Source organism: Tamilnaduibacter salinus (assembly GCF_003096655.1).
Lineage (GTDB): Bacteria > Pseudomonadota > Gammaproteobacteria > Pseudomonadales > Oleiphilaceae > Tamilnaduibacter > Tamilnaduibacter salinus.
Map to the genome: position 1 here is coordinate 22,724 of NZ_QEKQ01000001.1, position 17,790 is coordinate 40,513.

Here is a 17,790-nt window from a genome sequence, read left to right on the forward strand (position 1 = left end):
GATGAGTGTCATTGTTTCGGATCGTCGAACACTGGTGGTCGGACTGGGCAAGACCGGTCTGTCCTGCCTGCGCTACCTGGTGGACCAGGGGCGGTCTGTGGCGGTGGCCGATTCCCGTTCCGCGCCACCCGGACTGGAGACCGTCCAGCGCGATTATCCGGATGTCCCGGTCCAGTGTGGCGCTTTCGATGCCGACTGGTTCGCCGGCTTCAACGAGCTGGTGGTCAGCCCTGGCGTGAGCATCCAGACGCCGGCAATCCGGCACGCCCGCGAGCATGGCGCCGTGATCCGCGGAGACATTGATCTGTTCAGCGAGGCCGCCGAGGCACCGATCCTCGCCATTACCGGTTCCAACGGCAAAACAACCGTCACGACACTGGTGGGGGAAATGGCGCGGGCCGCGGGCAAGCGGGTCGCGGTTGGCGGCAACATCGGCACGCCGGCGCTGGAGCTGTTGTCACCGGAGGTGGACGTCTATGTGCTGGAGGTGTCGAGCTTCCAGTTGGAAACCACCGACAAACTGGGGGCCGATGTCGCCACCGTCCTGAACGTCAGCGATGACCACATGGATCGGTACCCGTCGAAGATGGCGTATTTCGAGGCCAAGCAGCGGATCTACAACGGCTGCCGTCAGCCGGTGGTGAATCTGGATGACGCCCTCAGCATCCCCCTGGCCCGGGACGATCTGCGCTTCCTGTGCTTTGGCTTTCACCGGATCAATCCGGAAACGTTCAGCACGCGGGATGACGAGGGCCATCTCTGGATTACCTACGGCTTTGACAACCTGATCCGTTCCGATGAGCTGAAACTGCTCGGGACACACAATCTGTCGAACGTGATGGCGGCGCTGGCCATCGGTTTCGCGGCGGGTTTTCCGATGGACACCATGCTGCAGGTGGCCCGAGACTTCCCGGGGCTGCCCCATCGCTGTCAGCGCGTTGCTGATATTCGCGGTGTGACCTGGGTCAACGATTCCAAGGGGACCAACGTCGGTGCAACGGTGGCGGCGCTGTCCAGTCTGCAACCGGCGGACGGGCGGATCGTGCTGATTGCCGGCGGTGATGGCAAAGGGGCGGATTTCTCGCCGCTGGTCAGGCCGGTCCGGGAGTCGTGCCGGCACCTGATCCTGATGGGGTGTGATGCACAACGGCTGGGCGATGCTCTGTCCGACATTGTGACCGTGTCGTATGTCGACACCATGGATGAGGCGGTATCAGAGGCGGCGCGGATCGCCTGTGCGGGGGATCGGGTGCTGTTATCGCCGGCCTGCGCCAGCCTGGACATGTACGAGGATTATCAGGTTCGGGGCGATGCCTTTGTCCGGGCCGTGGAGGCGTTGTCATGATGGCGCAGACGCTCTCACCGGGGACGTTGCTGATGCCACGGCTGCGGCCACTGCCTGTGCTGGTTCTGACCGCGGCGACGCTGTTGCTGCTGGGCGTCGTGATGACCGGCTCGGCGTCACTGGAAATCGCCTCGGACGCGACCGGCAACCCCTTCTATTTCCTGGCGCGCCAGGGCATCTATGCCGTGTTGGGCGCGGCGGTCGCCATTATTGTTGCGAGCGTCCCCATTGCCTGGTGGGAAGGCAGCGGCTGGCTGCTGCTCGGGGTTGGTCTGGCGACACTGGCGCTGGTTCTGACGCCTCTGGGAACGACGGTGAACGGCTCGACGCGGTGGATATCTCTCGGGCTGTTCAACGTCCAGGTTTCCGAGATCGCCAAGATCTGCCTGATTGCCTATCTCGCTGGCTACGTGGTGCGTCGTCGGGAGGAGTTGGTGAACACCTGGATGGGCTTCCTCAAGCCGGTTTTGGTCCTGACGCTGGCGTCCGTATTGCTGATGGCCGAACCCGATTTCGGCGCGACCGCCGTTCTGATGGCGGCGGCGATGGGGATGATTTTCCTGAGCGGTGTTCGCCTGACCCGTTTCCTGCCTTTGATTGGCATCTGCGTGGCGGTCGGTGCGGCACTGGTGATGACGCAGCCCTACCGTCTCAAGCGGGTGGTGTCGTACCTCGACCCCTGGAAGGATCAGTTTGATACCGGCTACCAGCTCACGCAGTCGCTGATTGCCTTCGGGCGCGGGGAGTGGATCGGCGTCGGGCTCGGCAACTCGATCCAGAAGCTGTTCTACCTGCCGGAGGCGCACACGGATTTTGTGTTCGCGATCATCGCCGAGGAGTTCGGTTTGCTTGGCTCGTCCGTTGTGCTGGTGCTCTTTGGCCTGCTGGTCTGGAGCGCACTGATTATTGCCCGGCGGGCCGAGGTGTCCGGCATGCCGTTCGCGGCGTGTTTCGGGTATGGGCTGACGCTGCTGATTGGTCTTCAGGCGCTGATCAACATGGGAGTCAGCACCGGCCTGTTGCCCACCAAAGGGCTCACCCTGCCGCTGGTGAGTTACGGCGGCAGCAGTCTGCTGGCGACCTGTGTGTGTGTTGGGGTGCTGGCCCGGATTGAGCTGGAACGACAGGATCGGGAACGGTCCGACAATACCGGCAACGCGCCGGGAGGAGGCGCCCGGTATGACGACTAGGCGCTTCCTGATCATGGCCGGCGGAACCGGCGGTCATGTCTTCCCGGCACTGGCCACCGCCCGGGAGCTGCAGCGCCAGGGGCACGACGTCCAGTGGCTGGGCTCGCGTGGCGGTATGGAAGAGTGGTTGATCGGCCAGACCGATATTCCGTTGTCTCTGATCTCGGTGTCCGGCCTCCGTGGAAAGGGGCGGATTGCCCTGCTGATGGCACCGTTCCGGCTGATTCGTGCGCTGTGGCAGGCGCGGACGGTCATGCGCGCCGTTCGCCCCGATTGTGTGATCGGGATGGGCGGGTTCGCCTCAGGCCCGGGGGGCGTCGCGGCCTGGCTGAACGGTGTGCCGTTGGTGGTGCACGAGCAGAACGCGATTGCCGGGATGACCAACCGCTGGCTTGCCCGCTTTGCCAAAACGGTCATGGAGGCATTCCCCGGCAGCTTCGGGAACGAGGTGGTCACCCGCTGTACGGGCAACCCTGTGCGGGCCGACCTGGCCAGCCTTCCGGAACCGTCGCAGCGCTTCGCCGACCGGCACGGGGCCCTCCGGCTGCTGGTGTTGGGCGGTAGCCTTGGGGCAAAGGCCATCAACGAGACACTGCCGAAAGCATTGGCCCGTATGCCCGCGCCGGACCGGCCGGAGGTGCGACATCAGTGCGGCACCCGCAATCAGGCCGAGGCGGAGCAGGCCTGGAAGACGGCGGGCATTGAGGTCCGCCTGGAGCCATTCATTGACAACATGGCGGAAGCCTACGGCTGGGCGGACCTGGTGCTCTGTCGCGCCGGTGCCCTGACTGTGGCGGAACTCTGCGCGGTCGGTCTGGGGGCCATCCTGGTGCCGTTCCCGCACGCGGTGGATGACCACCAAGCGCACAACAGTGCCCAGATGGTGAAGGCCGGGGCGGCCGTGATGATCCGACAACACGAGCTGAGCCCTGAAGGGCTGGCCGAAACACTGACCGGGCTGGCCAGCGACCGGGCGCGCGTGACGAATATGGCGGACGCGGCGCGTGGCCTGGCCCGGCGGGACGCGGCGGAACGAGTAGTGAATTATTGTCTGGAGGCAGCTCATGCCTGAAGAAACCAATCCGCCCCTGGTCTACCAGGTGCCGGAAATGCGCCGGATCCGCCGTATCCATTTTGTGGGTATCGGCGGTGCCGGTATGTGCGGCATTGCCGAGGTGCTGTTCAACCAGGGGTATGACGTGTCCGGTTCGGACCTCAAGTCCGGAGCGGTCACCAACCGCCTTTCGGATCTTGGGCTGGACATCATGATTGGTCACCGGTCCGAAAACAGTGATCAGGCTGATGTGGTTGTGGTGTCCAGTGCGGTCACCGATGAGAACCCGGAAGTGGCCGCGGCCCGCGCGCGTCGTGTGCCGGTGGTGCCGCGCGCTGAAATGCTGGCGGAAATCATGCGCTATCGCCACGGCATCGCTGTGGCCGGAACGCATGGCAAGACCACAACCACCAGTCTGCTGGCCTCGGTGCTCGGTGAAGCGGGGCTCGACCCTACCTTCGTGATCGGAGGGCGGCTGAACAGTGCTGGCGCCAACGCCCGTCTGGGTGGTTCCCGCTATCTGGTGGCGGAGGCGGACGAGAGCGATGCCTCGTTTCTGCACCTGACGCCGGTCATCTCAGTGGTCACCAATGTTGAAGCGGACCACATGGAAACCTATGGCGGTGACGTCGAGAAGCTCAAACAGACGTTTGTCGAGTTCCTGCACAACCTGCCGTTTTATGGTCTGGCGGTCATGTGCAGTGATGACGCCTACGTTCGTGAGATTCTTCCTCGGATTTCGCGGGCCATCATCACCTATGGCATCGACAATCCGGAAGCCGATTATCGAGCCTGCAACATCCACAGTGACGGGCTGCGCACAACGTTTACCGTCCAACGGCCGGGTGAGCTGCCGGATCTGGCAGTCAGTCTTCGTATGCCGGGCCGGCACAACGTACTCAACGCGCTGGCCGCCATTGCAGTGGCCAGCGACGAGGGCGTCGATGATGACTCGATTGTGCAGGGACTGGACGCGTTTGGCGGCGTTGGCCGCCGGTTCCAGGTCTACGGCGATTACCCGGTCAGCGGTGGCCACGCGACTCTTATTGACGACTATGGCCACCACCCGACCGAGGTGGCGGCAGTCATCAGAGCGGCCCGTGAGGCCTGGCCGGACCGTCGTCTGGTGATGCTCTATCAGCCTCACCGCTTCAGCCGCACGCGGGATCTTTATGAGGACTTTGTCCGTGTGCTGTCCGACGTGGACGAGCTGTTGATGCTGGATGTCTATCCGGCCGGCGAGCCGCCGATCCCCGGGGCGGATGCCCGGAGTTTGTGCCGCAGCATCCGACAGCGGGGGCAGGTAGAGCCCGTGTTTGTGGAAAACCAGGACGAAATTCCGACCCTGCTCGGCCGCATTCTCAAGGACGGTGACCTGCTCTTCACCCAGGGCGCGGGCGACATCGGCGGCGTTTCCGCGCGGCTGGCGAAAAACGGGTTGATCGACGGAGGTGGCTCATGAGTCGGGCGCCGTATCGTATCGAGCCGGAGATGGCGCGGGCTCTGGGGCGGGTCGCGGTACTGATGGGCGGCGATTCCGCCGAGCGTGAGGTCTCCCTCAAGAGCGGCGCTGCGGTGACATCCGCGCTGGTCAGCGCCGGTGTGGATGCCTTCAGTCGCGATGTTCAGGGCACTCTGCTGAACGTCGCCAGGGACCCGGACTTCGACCGGGCATTCATCGCGCTGCATGGTCGTGGCGGAGAGGATGGCACCGTCCAGGCCATTCTGTCAGAAGCCGGTCTGCCCTATACCGGCAGTGGCGTGCTGGCCTCGGCATTGGCGATGGACAAGCTGCGGACCAAGTACGTGTTTGAGGGGTGTGGTCTGCCGACGCCCCGATTCCGGGCCATGGCGTCGGAAGACGAAGCGGACGACATTCTCGCGTCCCTGCGTTGTCCGCTCAGTGTGAAGCCGTCACGGGAAGGCTCCAGCATCGGTATCCGCAAAGTCGCGACGAAGGACGAACTGCTGGATGCCTTCGGCGAGGCCGTGACCCACGATACGCATGTGCTGGTCGAGGAATGGATCGAGGGGGCGGAGTTCACGGTGAGCCTGCTACAGGGCCATGCGCTGCCGGCGATCGGTCTGAGTACGGACAACACATTCTACGACTATGAGGCCAAGTACCTCAGCGACGATACCAGTTACCGGATTCCCTGCGGCCTGTCGACGGACGACGAGCTGCGGCTGCAGCAACTGTCACTCGAAGCCTTTCGGGTGTTGGGCTGTCGGACCTGGGGGCGCGTGGACATCATGCAGGACGCTGACGGTCAGTTCTGGCTGCTGGAAGTCAATACCGTGCCTGGCATGACCGATCACAGTCTGGTGCCCATGGCGGCCGATGCCGCCGGATACGGCTTCAGCGAGCTGGTTGTGAGAATTCTGCGGGACACTCTGGAGGAGGCCCCCGATGTTTGAACGGATTCTGATGCCAACGCGCAATGAGCCTCCTCGTCGCGGGGCCAGCCCCATGGATTCGGGCGGTGGCGACGGCCTGTTCCGTGTTCTCTCCGGCTGGCTCGCTATGATGCCCTGGGCTCAGCTGGGTCTGGCGATGACCGTGCTGCTGTTTGCCGCGGCCATGCCCTGGGCCACAGGTCAGGTTCTGGATGCGCTGGACCGTCAGATCGCGCGGGTCGACGTGGAGGGCGAGTTTCAGCGCCTCGAGCCCGGCCGGTTGAAGAACGATCTGAACGCTCTGGTGGGGCGGAGCTATTTCGCGACCGATCTGGAGGACGTCAAGCGCACGCTCGAACAGGAGCCGTGGGTGGCTTCGGCCGCCATTCGCCGGGTCTGGCCGGATCAGCTCACCGTGGATATCCGGGAGAAGCAACCACTGGCCTACTGGAACCAACAGTCACTGATCAGTCGCCGTGGCCAGATCTTCCAGCCATCGAATCCTCAGGCGGCCGGTCCATTGCCGCGCCTGAGCGGCCCCACCGGGCGTGAAGACGATGTGCTGGGCCGCGCCCGCGCCATGTCCGACCGCCTCCAGGCGGAGGGGCTGACGCTGGCGGGGCTGGCGCTGGCGCCCCGCGGTGCCTGGACGCTGACACTCGATAACGGCGTCATCGTCGCACTGGGTCGGACCCAGGTGGGCACGCGTCTGGACCGCTTCCTGACGGTATACAGCGAACGTCTGGCGTCCCGGATTCGTGACATCCGGCGGGTGGATGCGCGCTACACCAACGGCGTGGCCGTCCAGTGGAAACAATCACGGCCGGATAACGGCAAAAATTCATGAACCGGAACTGTGGTGAACCAGATGTCATCGGTTGAAGCGGAGAACATGATCGTCGGTCTCGACATTGGCACCTCCAAAGTGGTTGCCATTGTCGGTAAGCGTAAGCCCGACGGCACCATCGAGATCGTGGGAATCGGCTCCCATCCGTCACGGGGGCTCAAGCGCGGTGTGGTGGTCAACATCGAGACAACGGTCAACGCCATCCAACGGGCTGTCGAGGAGGCCGAGCTGATGGCGGGCTGCCGGATTCATTCGGTCTATGCCGGTATCGCGGGCAGCCACATCCGCAGCCTCAACTCGCACGGCATCGTCGCTATCCGCGACCGGGAAGTGACGCAGGCGGACATTGACCGGGTCATTGATGCGGCCCAGGCCGTGGCGATTCCGGCGGATCAGAAAGTGCTGCACATCCTGCCGCAGGAATACGTGATCGATAACCAGGAAGGCATCAAAGAGCCCATGGGGATGTCCGGTGTCCGGCTCGAGGCCAAGGTGCACCTGGTGACCTGCGCGGTGAACGCCGCCCAGAACATCGAGAAGTGTGTGCGCCGGTGCGGTCTGGAGGTGGACGACATCATCCTCGAGCAGCTCGCCTCCAGCCATTCGGTGCTGACGGACGATGAGAAGGAGTTGGGTGTCTGCGTCGTGGACGTGGGCGGGGGCACCACCGACATTGCCGTGTTTACGGCCGGTGCCATTCGCCATACCGCGGTGATTCCCATTGCGGGGGATCAGGTCACCAATGACATCGCCATGGCGCTGCGCACGCCGACGCAGAATGCCGAGGAGATCAAAATCAAATACGCCTGCGCGCTGACGCAGCTGGCGGGCGCGGACGAGACCATCAAGGTCCCGAGCGTGGGCGAACGGGCCCCAAGGGATCTCTCTCGACAGGCGCTCGCCGAAGTCGTGGAGCCCCGCTATGAGGAGCTCTTCACGTTGGTGCAATCCGAACTCCGACGGTCCGGGTTTGAGGACCTGATCCCGGCCGGGATCGTCATCACCGGCGGCTCCTCCACCATGGAAGGTGTGGTGGAGCTGGCCGAGGAAATTTTCCATATGCCCGTGAGGCTGGCCTCGCCGCAGGCGGTCTCCGGCATGACGGATGTGATCAACAACCCGGTGTATGCCACCGGCGTGGGGTTGCTGATCCATGGGTTCCGCCAGATGGACCTTGGTAAGGGACCCGCTCTGCGTGGCGAGGATGCCCCTTCGCTGCTTGAGCGCATGAAGAACTGGTTCACCGGGCAGTTCTGAGTGAACCGGGACAGCGGTGGTACGGCCGGAGGGCCGTTGGAAACGTCAGGTAGTCATCTCGCATAAAGCGCTGACGCGGATGCGTCGGACACGAAACGAAGGAGTAGGGGAAATGTTCGAACTGGTAGATAACGTACAACAGAATGCCGTGATCAAAGTGATCGGCGTTGGCGGTGGCGGTGGCAATGCCGTGCGCCACATGCTCAGCTCCGACATCGAGGGTGTCGATTTCGTCTGCGCGAACACCGATGCCCAGGCGCTGTCGGACCTTGGCGCGCGCCAGGTGATCCAGCTTGGTGGCAACATCACCAAAGGCCTCGGCGCCGGTGCAAATCCGGAAGTCGGGCGCCAGGCGGCGCTGGAAGACCGGGATCGCATCGCTGAAGCCCTGCAGGGGGCCGATATGGTCTTCATCACGGCCGGCATGGGCGGTGGTACGGGCACAGGCGCTGCGCCGATCGTCGCGGAAGTGGCCCGTGAAATGGGCATTCTGACGGTCGCGGTGGTGACCAAGCCCTTCACGTTCGAGGGTGGCAAGCGGATGACGGTCGCCGAATCCGGGCTCAAGGACCTGGAAGACAACGTCGACTCACTGATCACCATTCCCAACGAGAAACTGCTGGCGGTGATGGGCAAGAAGACCAGCCTGCTGGACGCGTTTGCGTCCGCGAACGACGTTCTGCTGGGCGCGGTGCAGGGCATTGCGGATCTGATTACCCGCAGCGGTATGATCAACGTCGACTTCGCCGACGTAAAAACCGTGATGTCCGAAATGGGCATGGCGATGATGGGCACGGCCCGGGCTACCGGCGAGAACCGCTCTCGCGAAGCGGCCGAAGCCGCTGTCCGCAGCCCGCTGCTTGAGGACATTAACCTGCAGGGCGCCAAGGGCATCCTGGTCAATATCACGGCCGGCATGGACCTGAACCTGGGTGAGTTCTCCGAAGTGGGCGATATCGTCCGCGAATTCGCTTCTGACTCGGCCACGGTGGTCGTGGGCACCGTGATTGATCCGGAAATGACGGACGAACTGAAAGTGACCGTGGTGGCAACCGGCCTGGGGGGCGATTCCGAACAGCCGACCAAGGTGGTGGACAACACCCGGACGCTGGATGGCAAGACAGACTATAACCAGCTTGACCGCCCTGCCGTACTGCGTCGGCGAGCCGTGGCCAATGGCAACGCGGCCGTGGATCAGGAAAATGAAGGTAAGGAGCAGAGTGTGGATTATCTCGATATTCCCGCATTCCTGCGGCGCCAGGCAGACTGATAGTCTGTTTGGCCCCTTCAAAGCGGGCGCGCAGTGTGTCGGATAGTTTATGACAATCCATTCATTCGTAATTGGTTAAATGGTAGTCAATTAAACTTTCTGGTAAGCTGGCGCGAGGACTTCGCTTGGAAGTTTATCGACCATTTATGACGGATTTGTGAACCGATGATCAGACAACGGACGCTCAAAAACACCATCCGTGCGACTGGCGTAGGCCTGCACTCGGGTGAGAAGGTGTATCTGACGCTGAAGCCAGCGCCGGTCGACACGGGGATAGTGTTCCGGCGGACGGATCTGGATCCGGTTGGCGAAATCAAGGCGAGAGCCGAAGCCGTCGGCGAGACCATGCTGTCCACAACGCTGGTGGAGAATGGCGTACGGGTCATGACCATCGAGCATCTGATGTCGGCGATGGCCGGGCTGGGAATCGACAACTGTATTGTCGAGCTCAGTGCGGTGGAAGTGCCGATCATGGACGGCAGCGCCGGTCCCTTTGTGTTCCTTCTGCAATCGGCGGGCATTGCCGAGCAGGAAGCGGCCAAGCGCTTCATCCGCATCAAGCGGGAAGTGACGGTCGAGGAAGAAGGCAAGAAGGCGACGTTCCTGCCGTTTGACGGCTTCAAGGTCAGCTTCGGCATCGAGTTCGACCACCCCGTGTTCAAGGGGCGTGCGACACACGCGACCGTGGACTTCTCCAGTACATCCTTCGTCAAGGAAGTCAGCCGGGCCCGGACGTTCGGGTTCATGCGTGACATCGAAAAGCTGCGCTCCATGAACCTGGCACTGGGTGGCAGCGTGGACAACGCGATCGTTGTGGATGACTACCGCATCCTCAACGAAGATGGCCTGCGCTACGACGACGAATTCGTCAAACACAAAGTGCTGGACGCCATTGGCGACCTGTATCTGCTGGGTAACAGCCTGATTGGTGAGTTCCGTGGGGAGAAATCCGGCCACGACCTCAACAACAAACTGTTGCGTCGGCTGCTGCAGGAAGAGGACGCGTGGGAAGTGGTGACGTTTGATGACGAGGCCACGGCCCCGATTTCCTATCTCAAGCCTGTGCTCGCCGCCCAGGAAGCCTGAGCCGGACGCTCAGTCCCTGGCATGACGAGCCAGTCTTTCGAGAACCTGACGTAAATCCTCGTCCTTCGTATGCCCGGCCTCCTCCATGAGGAGCCGGGCATTTTCCGTACTGATAGGGGGTGCGGGGGACAGCCCGGCGGGCGGTTTGCCCTGTGGAACCACACGGACCTTGAGTCGCCAGAGATGTCGGAAATCCGGGTCCTGGCGCAGTTCGTTCACCACGTCCCGCTGCCGGAGCCGGAGTTGGCTGGCATGAACGCTGTTGGGTGCTGACAGAGTCAGGTCGCCATCGCGGTAGGCCACGAAACGGCAGCCAGAGGCCAGTTCGGCAGGGATGGCCGTCAGCACCCGTTGCTCCAGTGCCTGGTGGTGTTCCGCCGCCTCCAGCAGCCGTTCGAGCGTTGCGCCTGGGGCCTCCTGGGCATTGAGTCGGAGTCGCGAGGGGTGTGGTTTCAATGTGTCCGTCCCGGTGTGGCGCGGTGTTCAGGATACCGTTGGTTACGAATTAACCAGTTTTGTGGCTGGCGTAATCGGCCAACTGTGATTAAGATTACCGGTTGCTGGATGGGCGGGTCCAGCCCGGCGGAGGACAATCGCCCGCCGGTTTCCTCAAGCGAGCGCATAACGTGTATGAATCTCATCGTTGTCACTAAAAAGCACGGCCGATCGCATTCACTGAATCTTAATCTCTGGATGCTGGGCGGCCTTGTGCTGGCAGGAATGACCCTGTTGTTGGCGGTGGGTTATGGCGGCTACCGCTTTGCGCAGAGCCAGGCCGCCGAGGGCGTTCAGGGCGCGAGTCCGGCACTGGTCAAGCAGTGGCATGAGCGCCTGTCGGAGCAGAAAGAGCGTCTGCAGTCGGTCCAGGCACAGGCCAATCGGCAGATCGATGCCCTGACTCTGCGGCTCGGTGAGATGCAGGGGCGTCTGCTGCGTCTGGATGCGCTGGGTCAGCGGCTGGTGGAAAGCAGTGGCCTGGCCAACGGTGAATTCAATTTTGACCAGGCACCGGCCGTTGGCGGGCCGGAGTCGCCCACGTTGGGGCCCTCCCTTTCTCCGCCGGGACTCAGCGCGATGATTGACCGGCTGGAATCGCAAATCAGCAGTCGGGAAAGTCAGCTGCGCCTGCTCAACGAGCTGCTGTCCCGGGAGCGATTGGAGGATGAGCGCTTTGTGGCCGGTCGTCCCATTACGTGGGGGTGGTTGTCGTCTCATTACGGGTACCGGACAGATCCGTTTTCCGGCAAACGCGCCTGGCACAGCGGTGTGGACCTGGCTGGCAAAGAGGGGAGCGACATTATTGCCGTGGCTGCGGGTGTCGTGACCTACGCCGATGATCGCTATGGTTACGGCAATCTGGTCGAGATTGATCATGGTGACGGCCTGGTGACCCGCTACGCGCACTGTAAGTCGATTGAAGTGTCTGTGGGGGATGTGGTCGAGAAAGGGCAGGTGGTGGCCCTGATGGGCAGTACCGGGCGCTCCACCGGTCCGCATGTTCATTTCGAAGTGCTTCGCGATGGCAAGACCCTGGACCCCGAGAAGTACATCCGCCGCGCGAGCCGCTAAGGCCGTCCATCTCCAGCGGCCACCCCCGACGGTGGCCGATTCCGATCCGGTGCACTCCCGTTGCACGCTGTCCCTTCCTGATCCGTCGGTGCCCGCAGCGCCCGCCTTTCTCAACTTCTTAAAATAAGGTTAGAATGCCGCTTTGGCAGTCTGCCCCCCGTGGCCTCTGCCCCGGTGCCGCATGCGGATGCCCCTTCCTCAACCGGTCGCGGTACGCAGACGGTGTCCGTCTGTCCAGGCAGTCCAGGATTGGCCCAGTGACCGGGCCGGGCGCTTTTCGATAACCAACGAAGCAGTGGTCTATGTTCTCTAAGCTTGCAACGAAGATTTTCGGCAATAAGAACGCTCGTGAAATCAAGCGCATGCGCAAAGTAGTCACGCGCATCAACGAGCTGGAGGAAACCTACACCGCCCTCTCGGATTCCGAGCTTCAGGGTAAGACCGCCGAATTCCGCCGCCGGCTGGATGAAAAGGAAACGCTGGATCAGCTGCTTCCGGAAGCATTCGCCACTGTTCGTGAGGCGAGTCGCCGGGTGCTCGGTATGCGCCACTTCGATGTGCAGCTGATCGGCGCCATCACGCTCCACGAAGGCCACATCGCGGAAATGAAGACCGGTGAGGGCAAGACCCTGGTCGCGACGGCCTCGGTCTACCTCAATGCGCTGCCTGGCGAAGGTGTACACCTGGTGACGGTCAACGATTACCTGGCCGAGCGGGATGCTGAGTGGATGGGAGCGGTCTACCGATTCCTGGGCCTGCAGGTCGGTGTGATCTATTCCGGTCAGGACCATCAGTCCAAGAAGGAAGCGTACGCCGCTGACATCACCTACGGCACCAATAACGAGTTTGGTTTTGACTACCTGCGCGACAACATGGCGTTCAGTACCGACGACAAGGTCCAGCGTGGGCTGAACTTCGCCATCGTGGATGAGGTCGACTCCATCCTGATTGACGAAGCGCGGACGCCACTGGTCATTTCCGGGGCCGCGGAAGACAGCTCCCGCCTGTATCGGGAGATCAACAAACTGGTGCCGGGTCTGGAAGCGGGGGAGGTTCCTGAGGAGGGCGAGCCCACCGGTGACTTTACGCTGGATGAGAAAACCAAACAGGTAGAGCTGACCGAGCAGGGTCATGAAAAGGTGGAGCGGCTGCTGGTGGAGCAGGGTCTTCTGGAAGAGGGCGACAGCCTCTATTCCGCCTCCAATCTGAGTCTGCTGCATCATGTCCATTCGGCCCTGCGGGCCCATCACCTGTTCCAGAAAGACATCGATTACATCGTTCAGGGTGGGCAGGTGGTCATCGTCGACGAACACACCGGCCGGACCATGCCGGGCCGCCGCTGGAGCGAGGGGCTGCATCAGTCGATCGAAGCGAAAGAGGGCGTGGACATCCAGGCGGAGAGTCAGACGCTGGCGTCCACGACGTTCCAGAATTTCTTCCGTATGTACGACAAGCTGTCCGGCATGACCGGCACGGCCGATACCGAGGCGTTTGAGTTCCGTCAGATCTATGGCCTCGACGTGGTGGTGATCCCGCCGAACAAGCCCATCCAGCGGATCGACTACAATGATCTGATCTACCTCACTCAGGAAGAGAAGTTCCAGGCCATCATCGATGAGATCAAGGACGTGGTCGGGGAGGGCCGCCCCGTCCTCGTGGGAACCGGTTCCATCGAGGCTTCGGAATTGCTCTCGATGCTGCTGCGCAAGGCGAAGATCGATCACGAGGTCCTGAACGCCAAGCAGCATGGGCGCGAAGCCCGGGTCATTGCACAGGCCGGCCGTCCTGGCGCCGTGACCATCGCCACCAACATGGCCGGCCGAGGCACGGACATCGTTCTGGGCGGCAACTGGGAGTTCGAGGTGGCGGATCAGGACGACCCATCCGAGGAAGACATCGCCCGCATCAAGGCCGAGTGGAATGATCGTCACAATCAGGTTCTGGAAGCCGGGGGGCTGCACATCATCGGGACTGAACGCCATGAATCCCGCCGGATCGACAACCAGCTCCGTGGCCGCGCCGGGCGTCAGGGCGACCCGGGCTCGTCACGGTTCTTCCTGTCTCTCGAGGACAACCTGATGCGGATTTTCGCCCCGGACCGGGTGAAGAACATCATGCAGGCGATGGGCATGAAGAAGGGCGAGGCCATCGAGCACCGGATGGTGACCAACGCCATCGAGAAATCGCAGCGCAAGGTCGAGGGCCGCAACTTCGACATGCGGAAGACGCTGTTGGAGTATGACGATGTGGCGAACGACCAGCGTAGTGTCATATACGAGCAACGCAACCACATCATGGGCTCCGAGGATATTTCGGATCTGGTCGAGACGGTTCGGTCCGATGTGGTCGATGATGTCATCAGTACTGGCATTCCCCCACAGAGCATGCCTGAGCAATGGGACATCCCGCTTCTGGAGAAGACCATCCAGGCCGAGCTGGCACTGGACCTGCCCATTCAGGAATGGCTCGACAACGACGACAAGCTCTACGAGGAAAAACTGCGCGAACGCATTCTGAATGAGGTCGTTGAGGCCTACCGGGCGAAAGAGGAGCTGGTGGGCAGTGCGGCCATGCGCAAGTTCGAAAAGCAGGTCTTCCTGCAGGTGCTCGATACGCTCTGGAAGGAACACCTGTCCAACATGGACCACCTGCGTCGTGGCATCCATCTGAGAGGGTATGCGCAGAAGAACCCGAAGCAGGAATACAAGCGTGAAGCGTTTAACCTCTTTGAAAGCATGCTTGAGGCGATGAAGAGCGATGTGGTCCGCGCGCTCAGCCACGTTCGTGTTCAGGGGCAGGACGAGGTGGAAGAAGTCGAGCGGCGCCGTCGAGAAGAACTGGAGCGCCAGTTGGCGAGTGCCAACCTGCGCCATGATCAGACCAGCGCCGCAGCGGAGGCCAGCACGACAGCCGGAGACGGTCAGGACGGGCAGGGTGAGCGCCAGCAGGAGGCGTCCGGAACCCCGGAAACCTTTGTCCGGCAGGAACGCAAGGTCGGCCGGAACGAGCCCTGTCCCTGTGGCTCGGGCAAGAAGTACAAGCAGTGTCACGGCCGTGTGAGCTGATTCGGGGGGCGCGACCATGAGTGTGGGACTTGGGCCTTTGCCCGACTTTCATCCCGTGGCGGGGGTCCGCCTTGGCACAGCGGCCGCCGGCATCAAGAAGCCTGGTCGCCCGGATCTGGTGGTGATGGCTCTGGATTCGGGCAGCCGGGTCGCCGGAACGTTCACCCGGAACCAGTTCTGCGCGGCTCCGGTGCTCGTCACCCGTGACCATCTGGCGGTCGAGCCACCGCGCTACCTGCTGATCAACACCGGCAACGCCAATGCCGGGAATGGCGAGGATGGCGTGGCCGATGCGCAGACCTGCTGCGATGCGCTCGCCCAGGAAACCGGCGGTGTTGCCGAACAGGTGTTGCCCTTTTCCACTGGCGTGATCGGGGAACGCCTGCCGGTGGATCGCCTGGTGGCCGGGCTTCCTGATGCGCTGGATGTGCTGTCGCCGACGGGGTGGGCGGATGCCGCCTCTGGCATCATGACCACGGACACCCAGCCCAAGGGCGCGACGCGCCGGATCACCCTGGGTGGTCAGACCGTCACGATCTCCGGTATCAGTAAGGGAGCCGGGATGATCTGCCCCAACATGGCGACCATGCTGGCCTTCATCGCCACCGATGCCGCGATCGATCCCGACCTGCTTCAGCAGTTGGTGTCCGAGCTGGGGGACCGGTCGTTCAACCGAATTACCATCGACGGCGACACCTCCACCAATGACGCCTGCATGCTGATCGCAACCGGCCAGAGCAATGCGCCGGAGATCACGAGTGCCAGTGACCAGTTGCCGGTGCTTCGCGAGGCGCTCCTGTCCGTGTTTCTGGAACTGTCCCATGCCATCGTCCGTGATGGGGAAGGGGCGACCAAGTTCATCACCATTGCCGTGGAGCAGGCCGCATCAGTGGACGAGGCGCTCAATGTGGCCTACACGCTGGCGCACTCGCCGCTGGTCAAGACCGCTTTCTACGCCAGCGATCCCAACTGGGGGCGCTTACTGGCGGCGGTCGGTCGGGCCGGGGTGGTTGGACTCGATCTGGAGCGGGTCGCCATTGATCTTGGGGACGTGGCGCTGGTCCGCGATGGCGGTCGGGCCGAGTCGTACACCGAAGAGCAGGGGCAGGCCGTGATGGATCAGCCCGAGATCACTGTCCGTGTTGACCTGGGTCGCGGGACGGTTCGTGAAACCGTATGGACCTGCGATCTGTCCCATGACTATGTGACCATCAACGCCGAATACCGGACCTGAGTCATGACGAAACCGATTCATGTGGCTGTGGGCGTGGTTCGCCGGGGTGATGAGGTACTGGTGGCACGTCGCCCGGACCATGTCCATCAGGGCGGTCGACTGGAGTTCCCGGGGGGCAAGGTCGAACCAGGAGAGCCTGCGCCGGAGGCGCTGAAGCGCGAACTGGCCGAGGAGCTTGGCATCGGGGCGACCACCGACGACATCATCCCGCTGATTCGTGTGGCTCATGACTACGACGACAAGTGTGTCTTGCTGGACGTGTTCGAGGTGACCGGTTTCACGGGCGAGCCCCACGGGGTCGAAGGTCAGCCGGTTGAGTGGCGGCCAGCGGCCAGTCTGGATCCCGAAGCTTTCCCGGCGGCGAATGGCCCGATCATCTATGCCGTCCAGTTGTCCGACACGATCCACATTACCGGCGAGGCCTGGTCTGGCGAAAACGTGCTCGCGACTCTCCGGGAGAAGCTTGAGGAGCAGCGCCCCCAAACCGTGCTGCTTCGCGCGCCCTGGCTCTCACGGGAGCACTATGCCGAGCGGGCCCGGGCGCTGGTTCCCATCTGCCGGGACATTGGCGCTCGATTGGTACTCCACGGAGAGCCCTCCGCACTGATCGATTGCCCGGATGCCGATGGTATTCACCTGCCGTGGCGAGTGGCCGAAGTGCTGGAGGATACCCGCCCGGTCAGCCGGCAATACTGGTTGGGTGTTTCCTGCCATAATGAGGAAGAACTCGCACAGGCATCGGTTCTGGAGGCGGACTACGCGTTTCTTGGCCCCGTGCAGGCGACAGCGAGCCACCCAACCACCAGCCCAATGGGGTGGGAGGTCGCTTCCGGCCTGATCGCCCGCGCCAACCGTCCGGTGTACGCGCTGGGCGGGCTGAGCACGGCGGATGTAAACACGGCACGCCACTATGGCGCACGGGGCATCGCCACGATCAGCGGGTGGTGGCGGTCCCCGTCGCCGGAGACGGACGAGGAGCCCTCCTGATGGCACACCTGACCCACCTGGATGAGCATGGCGACGCCCGCATGGTGGACGTCACGGAGAAGACCGTGACGGATCGGGAGGCCCGCGCCACGGCTTTTATTGCCATGCGTCCGGAAACCCTGGCGATGATCCGGAACCATGAGCACCCCAAGGGCGACGTGCTGGCGACCGCCCGTATCGCGGGGATCATGGCCGCCAAGAAAACCCACGACCTGATTCCCCTTTGCCATGCCCTGAACCTGACGTCTGTGAAGGTGCACCTGAGCATTGAGAATGCGGAGACGCCGGGGGTGCGGATCGAGTCCTGCTGTCGTCTCGCGGCGCGCACTGGCGTTGAGATGGAGGCCCTGACCGCCGTCAATATTGCAGCGCTGACTCTCTATGACATGTGCAAGGCGGTCGACCGGGGGATGGTCATCAGCGACGTCCGGTTGGTGGAGAAATCCGGTGGTCGCTCCGGCCACTGGGCCGGTTGATTCGCCTGTCTTC

At 62.8% G+C, this 17,790-nt stretch carries 15 protein-coding genes; 14 read left to right on the forward strand and 1 reads right to left on the reverse strand.

Annotated elements, in window-relative coordinates; translation table 11 throughout:
- The first annotated feature begins 1 nt into the window (after position 1).
- The 9 genes from murD to lpxC all read left to right on the forward strand — a co-directional run bounded on the left by murD (position 2) and on the right by lpxC (position 10,446).
- A complete protein-coding gene (gene murD / locus C8D92_RS00125) occupies positions 2 to 1,345 on the forward strand; it encodes a UDP-N-acetylmuramoyl-L-alanine--D-glutamate ligase (protein WP_116918106.1) in 1,344 nt (447 codons plus the stop codon).
- Positions 1,342 to 2,535, forward strand: a complete 1,194-nt coding sequence (gene ftsW, locus C8D92_RS00130; RefSeq protein ID WP_116918107.1) for a putative lipid II flippase FtsW — start codon at positions 1,342 to 1,344, stop codon at positions 2,533 to 2,535. The genes murD and ftsW overlap by 4 nt, the downstream gene beginning before the upstream one ends.
- Positions 2,525 to 3,607, forward strand: coding sequence for an undecaprenyldiphospho-muramoylpentapeptide beta-N-acetylglucosaminyltransferase (gene murG / locus C8D92_RS00135; protein WP_116918108.1), 1,083 nt, complete (start codon positions 2,525 to 2,527; stop codon positions 3,605 to 3,607). The genes ftsW and murG overlap by 11 nt, the downstream gene beginning before the upstream one ends.
- A complete protein-coding gene (gene murC / locus C8D92_RS00140) occupies positions 3,600 to 5,051 on the forward strand; it encodes a UDP-N-acetylmuramate--L-alanine ligase (protein ID WP_116918109.1) in 1,452 nt (483 codons plus the stop codon). Before murG ends, murC begins: the two co-directional genes overlap by 8 nt.
- Positions 5,048 to 6,007, forward strand: a complete 960-nt coding sequence (locus tag C8D92_RS00145; RefSeq protein ID WP_116918110.1) for a D-alanine--D-alanine ligase — start codon at positions 5,048 to 5,050, stop codon at positions 6,005 to 6,007. Before murC ends, C8D92_RS00145 begins: the two co-directional genes overlap by 4 nt.
- Entirely contained in the window at positions 6,000 to 6,833 is an 834-nt protein-coding gene (locus tag C8D92_RS00150) for a cell division protein FtsQ/DivIB (RefSeq protein ID WP_116918111.1), read from the forward strand. The genes C8D92_RS00145 and C8D92_RS00150 overlap by 8 nt, the downstream gene beginning before the upstream one ends.
- 21 nt (positions 6,834 to 6,854) lie before the next feature.
- Entirely contained in the window at positions 6,855 to 8,090 is a 1,236-nt protein-coding gene (ftsA, locus tag C8D92_RS00155) for a cell division protein FtsA (protein ID WP_095610957.1), read from the forward strand.
- A gap of 112 nt (positions 8,091 to 8,202) precedes the next feature.
- On the forward strand, positions 8,203 to 9,360 hold the full coding sequence (gene ftsZ, locus C8D92_RS00160) for a cell division protein FtsZ (protein ID WP_095610927.1): 1,158 nt from the start codon (positions 8,203 to 8,205) through the stop codon (positions 9,358 to 9,360).
- A 165-nt stretch (positions 9,361 to 9,525) separates the two neighbouring features.
- Positions 9,526 to 10,446, forward strand: a complete 921-nt coding sequence (gene lpxC, locus C8D92_RS00165; RefSeq protein ID WP_095610926.1) for a UDP-3-O-acyl-N-acetylglucosamine deacetylase — start codon at positions 9,526 to 9,528, stop codon at positions 10,444 to 10,446.
- Positions 10,447 to 10,455: 9 nt separating this feature from the next.
- Here the strand turns inward: lpxC and C8D92_RS00170 are convergent, their stop codons facing one another.
- Positions 10,456 to 10,902 carry a DciA family protein gene (locus C8D92_RS00170; protein WP_116918112.1) on the reverse strand — a complete coding sequence of 149 codons (447 nt, stop codon included), beginning with the start codon at positions 10,900 to 10,902 and terminating at the stop codon, positions 10,456 to 10,458.
- A 174-nt stretch (positions 10,903 to 11,076) separates the two neighbouring features.
- Between C8D92_RS00170 and C8D92_RS00175 the strand changes: the two genes are divergently transcribed.
- The 5 genes from C8D92_RS00175 to moaC all read left to right on the forward strand — a co-directional run bounded on the left by C8D92_RS00175 (position 11,077) and on the right by moaC (position 17,777).
- Entirely contained in the window at positions 11,077 to 12,015 is a 939-nt protein-coding gene (locus C8D92_RS00175) for a M23 family metallopeptidase (RefSeq protein WP_095610924.1), read from the forward strand.
- Between the two features lie 302 nt (positions 12,016 to 12,317).
- Positions 12,318 to 15,080, forward strand: a complete 2,763-nt coding sequence (secA, locus tag C8D92_RS00180) for a preprotein translocase subunit SecA (protein WP_116918113.1) — start codon at positions 12,318 to 12,320, stop codon at positions 15,078 to 15,080.
- A 16-nt stretch (positions 15,081 to 15,096) separates the two neighbouring features.
- Positions 15,097 to 16,314 carry a bifunctional glutamate N-acetyltransferase/amino-acid acetyltransferase ArgJ gene (argJ, locus tag C8D92_RS00185; protein WP_116918114.1) on the forward strand — a complete coding sequence of 406 codons (1,218 nt, stop codon included), beginning with the start codon at positions 15,097 to 15,099 and terminating at the stop codon, positions 16,312 to 16,314.
- Between the two features lie 3 nt (positions 16,315 to 16,317).
- Positions 16,318 to 17,301, forward strand: coding sequence for a Nudix family hydrolase (locus tag C8D92_RS00190; RefSeq protein ID WP_116918115.1), 984 nt, complete (start codon positions 16,318 to 16,320; stop codon positions 17,299 to 17,301).
- The gene (moaC, locus tag C8D92_RS00195; RefSeq protein ID WP_116918116.1) at positions 17,301 to 17,777 is read left to right on the forward strand and encodes a cyclic pyranopterin monophosphate synthase MoaC; all 477 of its coding nucleotides are present in this window, start codon (positions 17,301 to 17,303) and stop codon (positions 17,775 to 17,777) included. The genes C8D92_RS00190 and moaC overlap by 1 nt, the downstream gene beginning before the upstream one ends.
- Positions 17,778 to 17,790: the final 13 nt, after the last annotated feature.

Excerpts from the sequence above, each read along its gene's own strand:
- murD (WP_116918106.1), top strand. The coding sequence starts at position 2 with ATGAGTGTCATTGTTTCGGATCGTCGAACACTGGTGGTCGGACTGGGC.
- ftsW (WP_116918107.1), top strand. The coding sequence starts at position 1,342 with ATGATGGCGCAGACGCTCTCACCGGGGACGTTGCTGATGCCACGGCTG.
- murG (WP_116918108.1), top strand. The coding sequence starts at position 2,525 with ATGACGACTAGGCGCTTCCTGATCATGGCCGGCGGAACCGGCGGTCAT.
- murC (WP_116918109.1), top strand. The coding sequence starts at position 3,600 with ATGCCTGAAGAAACCAATCCGCCCCTGGTCTACCAGGTGCCGGAAATG.
- C8D92_RS00145 (WP_116918110.1), top strand. The coding sequence starts at position 5,048 with ATGAGTCGGGCGCCGTATCGTATCGAGCCGGAGATGGCGCGGGCTCTG.
- C8D92_RS00150 (WP_116918111.1), top strand. The coding sequence starts at position 6,000 with ATGTTTGAACGGATTCTGATGCCAACGCGCAATGAGCCTCCTCGTCGC.
- ftsA (WP_095610957.1), top strand. The coding sequence starts at position 6,855 with ATGTCATCGGTTGAAGCGGAGAACATGATCGTCGGTCTCGACATTGGC.
- ftsZ (WP_095610927.1), top strand. The coding sequence starts at position 8,203 with ATGTTCGAACTGGTAGATAACGTACAACAGAATGCCGTGATCAAAGTG.
- lpxC (WP_095610926.1), top strand. The coding sequence starts at position 9,526 with ATGATCAGACAACGGACGCTCAAAAACACCATCCGTGCGACTGGCGTA.
- C8D92_RS00175 (WP_095610924.1), top strand. The coding sequence starts at position 11,077 with ATGAATCTCATCGTTGTCACTAAAAAGCACGGCCGATCGCATTCACTG.
- secA (WP_116918113.1), top strand. The coding sequence starts at position 12,318 with ATGTTCTCTAAGCTTGCAACGAAGATTTTCGGCAATAAGAACGCTCGT.
- argJ (WP_116918114.1), top strand. The coding sequence starts at position 15,097 with ATGAGTGTGGGACTTGGGCCTTTGCCCGACTTTCATCCCGTGGCGGGG.
- C8D92_RS00190 (WP_116918115.1), top strand. The coding sequence starts at position 16,318 with ATGACGAAACCGATTCATGTGGCTGTGGGCGTGGTTCGCCGGGGTGAT.
- moaC (WP_116918116.1), top strand. The coding sequence starts at position 17,301 with ATGGCACACCTGACCCACCTGGATGAGCATGGCGACGCCCGCATGGTG.